The organism is Streptomyces sp. NPDC059080 (assembly GCF_042739975.1).
Lineage (GTDB): Bacteria > Actinomycetota > Actinomycetes > Streptomycetales > Streptomycetaceae > Streptomyces > Streptomyces benahoarensis.
The window spans coordinates 86,430-91,715 of record NZ_JBHYGX010000023.1; the positions used below are offsets into that span (position 1 = coordinate 86,430).

The following is a 5,286-nucleotide window of genomic DNA, read 5'->3' on the forward strand; positions in this document are numbered from 1 at the left end:
TCGCGGTTGATCACGGGGGGGGGGCGGGGGGCCTGACCCGCGTGCGGGGCGGGGGCGCGGGGGGGGGGGGGCGCCCCCCCCCCCCCCGCGCCCACGCCGTTCGCCGCGCGCCCCACGGGCCCGCACGCCCGCCCCCATGAGCGGCCACCCGGGGCCACGTGACCGATCCCCCACGCCGGGACACTGGACTCCATACCGACTAGTCGGCATGATCGTACGCGGGCGCCCGGAGACGACCCTCGGGCACATCCCGCGCCGCCGTCACCGTGCGGCGCCGTCCGACCGTCCACTCCGCATGGAGGCCACGATGAGCAAGGGCACCCCTCCCCCACCGGGCGCGGCCCCACAGGCGCCACCCGGACTCGACCCGGAGGCGCTCCGCCGCCATCTGGAGCGCGAACGGCCGGGCCTGACGGCCGGCCCGCTGCGCGCCCAGCTGATCGAGGGCGGGCGGTCCAACCTCACCTACCGCGTCACCGACGGCACGTCCTCCTGGGTGGTACGCCGCCCGCCGCTCGGCCACGTCCTGGCCACCGCGCACGACATGGGCCGCGAGCACCGGATGATCAGCGCGCTGCACCACACCCCGGTGCCGGTGCCCGAGACGCTGCTGCTGTGCGAGGACGAGTCCGTCATCGGGGCGCCGTTCTACGTGATGGAGCTGGTCGAGGGCGTGCCGTACCGGACCGCGGAGCAGCTGCGGCCGCTGGGTGCGGAGCGGACCCGGGCGGTGGTGCTGTCGCTCGTCGACACGCTCGTCGATCTGCACGCCGTCGACCCGGAGGCGGTCGGACTGACCGGGTTCGGGCGTCCGGACGGCTTCCTGGAGCGGCAACTGCGGCGCTGGGGCAAGCAGTTGGACGGATCACGCAACCGCGACCTGCCGGGGATCGACGCGCTGCACGAGGGGCTGGGCCGGGCACTGCCCGCCTCGCCCGCGCCGTCCGTCGTCCACGGTGACTACCGCCTCGACAACGTCCTGATCGGCGCGGACGACGCGCCCGCGGCCGTCCTCGACTGGGAGATGTCCACGCTCGGCGACCCGCTGACCGACCTCGGGCTGCTGGCGATGTACAGCTCCGACCTGGGGCTCGCCGAGTCGCCGGTCTCCACCACGAGCGGTGCGCCCGGCCATCCGGCGCCGGGCGAGCTGATCGCCCGTTACGCGGAGCGCTCCGGGCGGGACACCTCGGCGATCGCCTGGTACACCGCGTTCGCGTGGTTCAAACTCGCGGTGATCCTGGAGGGCATCCACTACCGGTACACGCTCGGGCAGACCGTCGGCGCGGGGTTCGACCGGATCGGCGAACTCGTGCCCGTTTTCATCCACCACGGACTCACCACCCTCAAGGAAGGCTGAGGCACCCATGGACTTCGCATTCGACGCCCGTACCGAGGAGCTGCGCGCGCGGCTACTGGCCTTCATGGACGCGCACGTCCTGCCCGCCGAGGCGACGGCGCAGGAGCAGCGCGCCGCGCTCGACTCGCCGTGGCAGACGCCGCCGGTGGTGGAGGAGCTGAAGGCCGAGGCGCGGCGGCAGGGGCTGTGGAACCTCTTCCTGCCCGACGCGGAACTGGGCGCCGGGCTGACCAACCTCCAGTACGCCCCGCTCGCCGAGATCACCGGTCACAGCCCGCAGCTGGCGCCGACCGCACTGAACTGCGCGGCGCCGGACACCGGCAACATGGAGGTGCTGGCGCAGTTCGGCAGCGCGGCGCAGCGCACGGAGTGGCTGGCGCCACTGCTGGCCGGGGAGATCCGCTCGGCGTTCGCGATGACCGAGCCGGACGTGGCGTCGTCGGACGCGACCAACATCGAGACCCGGATCGAGAGGGCCACCGACGGCTCCGGCGACTACGTCGTCAACGGCCGCAAGTGGTATATCTCCGGCGCGATGCACCCGGACTGCCGGATCTTCATCGTGATGGGCAAGACCGACCCGGACGGCGCGGACATCCGCCGCCAGCAGTCGATGGTGCTGGTCCCCCGCGACACGCCGGGCCTGACCGTCAAACGGGCGATGCAGGTCTACGGCTACGAGGACCACTACCACGGCGGCCACGCCGAGATGGTCTTCGAGAACGTACGGGTCCCGGCGGCGAACCTCATCGGCGAGGAGGGCGGCGGCTTCGCCATCGCCCAGGCGCGGCTGGGCCCCGGCCGGATCCACCACTGCATGCGGCTGATCGGGATGGCGGAGCGGGCCATCGAGCTGATGTGCCGCCGCGCGGTGTCCCGGGAGGCATTCGGCAAGCCGCTGGCCGGGCAGGGCGTGGTGCAGGAGTGGATCGCGGACGCGCGGGTCGCGGTGGAACAGCTGCGGCTGCTGGTGCTGAAGACCGCGTGGCTGATGGACACCGTCGGCAACAAGGGCGCGCACACCGAGATCCAGGCCATCAAGATCGCCACCCCGCGCACCGTCGTGGACATCCTCGACAAGGCGGTGCAGCTGCACGGCGCGGGCGGTGTCAGCCAGGACTTCCCGCTGGCCGAGCTGTGGGCGGGGGCCCGGACGCTGCGCCTGGCGGACGGCCCGGACGAGGTGCACCAGCGGTCGCTGGCCCGGCGGGAGCTGAAGCGCTACCGGTAGGGCGAGGGGGAACCGTGGGGGGCGCGGTGCCCGTAGGGGGTGCGGTGCTCGTGGGGGCGCGGTGCCCGTACGGCGCGCGGTGCCCGTACGGCGCGCGGTGCCCGTAGGGCTCGGTCGAACACCTCCCGTAAGGGTCGGGCGCGCCCCCTGCGGGGCCACAACGCCGGGGGGGCGCGCCGATGTTCCGTTACCCGTTACCCGTTACGGCCGCAGGGCCCGCAGCAGGAGTCCGGCGAGGTGGTCGGCGACCTGCTGCGGGGTGAGCGGGCCGTCCTCGCGGTACCAGGTGCCGAGGTGGTGGACCGAGCCGAAGTGGTAGTCCACAACGAGGTCGGCGGGGACGTCGGCGGCGAAGACGCCGCTGCGCTGGCCCTCCTCGATCAGTGCCCGGAACCGCTCGTGGTAGCGGCGGCGTTCGGCCCGTACCTGCTTGTCCTTCTCCGGGCCGAGGTGGTGCATCGACCGGAAGAAGATCTTGGTGTCGTCGAGGTTCTCGATGGTGGTGACGACGACATCGGCGGCGGCGTCGCGCAGCCGCTGCTCCACCGGCGCGTCGGCATCCGCGAAGTGGTCCAGGCGCTCCTGCTGGAGGCGGAGCACCCGGCTGTAGACCTCGTGGAGCAGGTCCTCCTTGGAGCCGAAGTAGTGGTAGAGGGCGCCCTTGGTGACGCCCGCCGCGTCGACGATCTCCTGGACGGAGGTGCGATCGTAGCCGCGCTCCGCGAAGAGGTGGGTGGCGGTGGCCAGCAACCGCTGCGCCACCGGCTTCGTGCCGTCGCCGTCCTTCGTTGCGGCCATCGCCGTCACCTGTTCCTTCGTCGTTGCGCGCGGGTCGTTCGCGGGAGCCGTCGGCCGGTCACCGGCCGTCGGGGCGTGCGCGGTCACGCAGCTCCCGCCGGAGGATCTTCCCACTGGTGGTCTTCGGCAGCTCGGGCAGGATCTCGACCTCCCGGGGATATTTGTACGCGGCGAGCCGCTCACGGCAGTAGCCGGACAGCTCGGCCGGGTCCGGGGCGGCGCCGGGCCGCAGGCTGACGTACGCCTTGACGGACTCGCCGCGGTAGGCGTCCGGCACGCCGACGACGGCCGCCTCGCGCACCGCCGGGTGGGTGTAGAGGACGTCCTCGACCTCGCGCGGCCAGACCTTGAAGCCGGAGGCGTTGATCATGTCCTTCTTGCGGTCGACGACGTAGAGCCAGCCGCCGGCGTCCATGAAGCCGATGTCGCCGGTGCGCAGTTCGCCGTCGGGTATCGCCTGTGCGGTCGCGTCGGGGCGCCGCCAGTAGCGGGGGACGACCTGCGGGCCGCGGACCACGATCTCACCGTGGGTGCCGAACGGCACATCGGCACCCGCCGCGTCGACGATCCGGACGACGGCGTCGGGCCCCGGCACGCCGACGGCGAGGGTGCCGGACTCCGGGTCGACGGGCGCCTCGCGGCCGGGCGGGACGGTGGCGAGGGTGGCGGTGGTCTCGGTCAGGCCGTAGCCGTTGTGGAGGTAGCGGCCGGATCCGGCGCGGAACGCCTCCACCAGGGCGGGCGGCACCGGGGCGCCCCCGGAGGCGATCATCGCGAAGGAGGCGAAGTGGTCGCGGGTCACGCCCGGGTGGGCCAGCAGCGCCATGAACGCGGTGGCGGGGCCGACGGTGAAGGCCGGGCGGTACTCCAGGAAGCCGTCCAGGACGGCGCCCGCCTCGAAGCGGTAGGTGAGCGCGCAGGTGCCGTGGTTGGCGAAGGCACCGGCCAGCTCGCAGACCAGGCCGGTGATGTGGAAGAGCGGGGCGAGCGCGAAGTAGGTGGATCCGGCGGGCAGTCGCAGTCCGGTGCGTTGCCGCTCGGCGTTGTAGGAGAGGTTGCCGTGGGTGTTGACGGCGCCCTTGGGCGTGCCGCTGGTGCCGGAGGTGTAGCTGATCAGCGCGGTGTCGGTGGCGGCCGGGCCGTCGACGGCGGGGACCGGCGCGGCGGCGGCGCCGTTGCGGGCGACGGTCAGCAGGTCGTCGGCGCCCTCCCGGGGGCCGAGGCGCTCGGGGCGCAGCACCCGTGCGTCGTCACGGGTCTGGAGGCCCGCCTCGCAGGCGGTCAGCGCGATCCGTACGGACGGCTGGCGGGCGACGGTCTCGCGCAGGAACGCGTCCCAGGTGTGGTCGGCGCAGACGACGGCGGTGACCTCGGCGTCGGACAGCACATGGGCCATCTCGCCCGTCTTGTACATGGGGTTGACGGGGACGACGATGCCGCCGGCCTTCCAGACGCCGAGGAGGGCGAGGACGAAGTGCGGGGTGTTCTGGAGCATCACCACGGCGCGGTCGCCGGGCCGGAAACCGTGGGCGGCGAGGTGGGCGGCGACGCCGTCGGAGAGCGCGTCGGTCTCGGCGTAGGTGAGGCGGGCGTCGAAGTAGGCGAGGGCGGTGCTGCCGGGGGCGTGGCGGACCGCGTCGCGGAAGATGTGCAGCAGGGAGGCGGGCGGGTCGACGGGCTCGCGCTGCTCCTCGGTGAGCTGCGCCAGCCACGGCTTGTCCTGGTAGGAGGTCATCGGGTGCGGCCCTTTCGTCCTGGGCGCCGGGGCCCACCGCTGGCGGCCCGGGGGCCGGAAGCGTACGGGGACCCGGTCGGTGCCGGATGCCGTGCGGGGAAGGAAGGAAAGAAGAAGGAGGGAGGAGGGGTGGTGGTCGGCCACCCCGGGGCGGGCCGCGCG

General features: G+C 73.5%; 4 protein-coding genes. 2 read left to right on the forward strand and 2 right to left on the reverse strand.

Annotation, left to right across the window (positions count from 1 at the left end; genetic code table 11):
• Positions 1–307: 307 nt before the first annotated feature.
• Together ACFWWQ_RS19450 and ACFWWQ_RS19455 are read left to right on the forward strand one after the other, a co-directional pair.
• Positions 308–1,360 (forward strand): phosphotransferase family protein, encoded by a 1,053-nt coding sequence (locus tag ACFWWQ_RS19450; RefSeq protein WP_384597698.1) that lies wholly within the window; start codon positions 308–310, stop codon positions 1,358–1,360.
• 7 nt (positions 1,361–1,367) lie between these two features.
• Complete coding sequence (locus ACFWWQ_RS19455; RefSeq protein ID WP_384597699.1) at positions 1,368–2,591, forward strand: acyl-CoA dehydrogenase family protein; 1,224 nt, start codon at positions 1,368–1,370, stop codon at positions 2,589–2,591.
• 201 nt (positions 2,592–2,792) lie between these two features.
• On the opposite strand, the gene ACFWWQ_RS19460 is transcribed toward ACFWWQ_RS19455, so the two are convergent.
• Together ACFWWQ_RS19460 and ACFWWQ_RS19465 are read right to left on the reverse strand one after the other, a co-directional pair.
• Positions 2,793–3,389 carry a TetR/AcrR family transcriptional regulator gene (locus ACFWWQ_RS19460; RefSeq protein WP_384597701.1) on the reverse strand — a complete coding sequence of 199 codons (597 nt, stop codon included), beginning with the start codon at positions 3,387–3,389 and terminating at the stop codon, positions 2,793–2,795.
• Positions 3,390–3,447: 58 nt separating this feature from the next.
• On the reverse strand, positions 3,448–5,124 hold the full coding sequence (locus ACFWWQ_RS19465) for a class I adenylate-forming enzyme family protein (RefSeq protein WP_384597709.1): 1,677 nt from the start codon (positions 5,122–5,124) through the stop codon (positions 3,448–3,450).
• Between the last annotated feature and the right edge of the window lie 162 nt (positions 5,125–5,286).

Excerpts from the sequence above, each read along its gene's own strand:
- ACFWWQ_RS19450 (WP_384597698.1), top strand. The coding sequence starts at position 308 with ATGAGCAAGGGCACCCCTCCCCCACCGGGCGCGGCCCCACAGGCGCCA.
- ACFWWQ_RS19455 (WP_384597699.1), top strand. The coding sequence starts at position 1,368 with ATGGACTTCGCATTCGACGCCCGTACCGAGGAGCTGCGCGCGCGGCTA.
- ACFWWQ_RS19460 (WP_384597701.1), bottom strand. The coding sequence starts at position 3,389 with ATGGCCGCAACGAAGGACGGCGACGGCACGAAGCCGGTGGCGCAGCGG.
- ACFWWQ_RS19465 (WP_384597709.1), bottom strand. The coding sequence starts at position 5,124 with ATGACCTCCTACCAGGACAAGCCGTGGCTGGCGCAGCTCACCGAGGAG.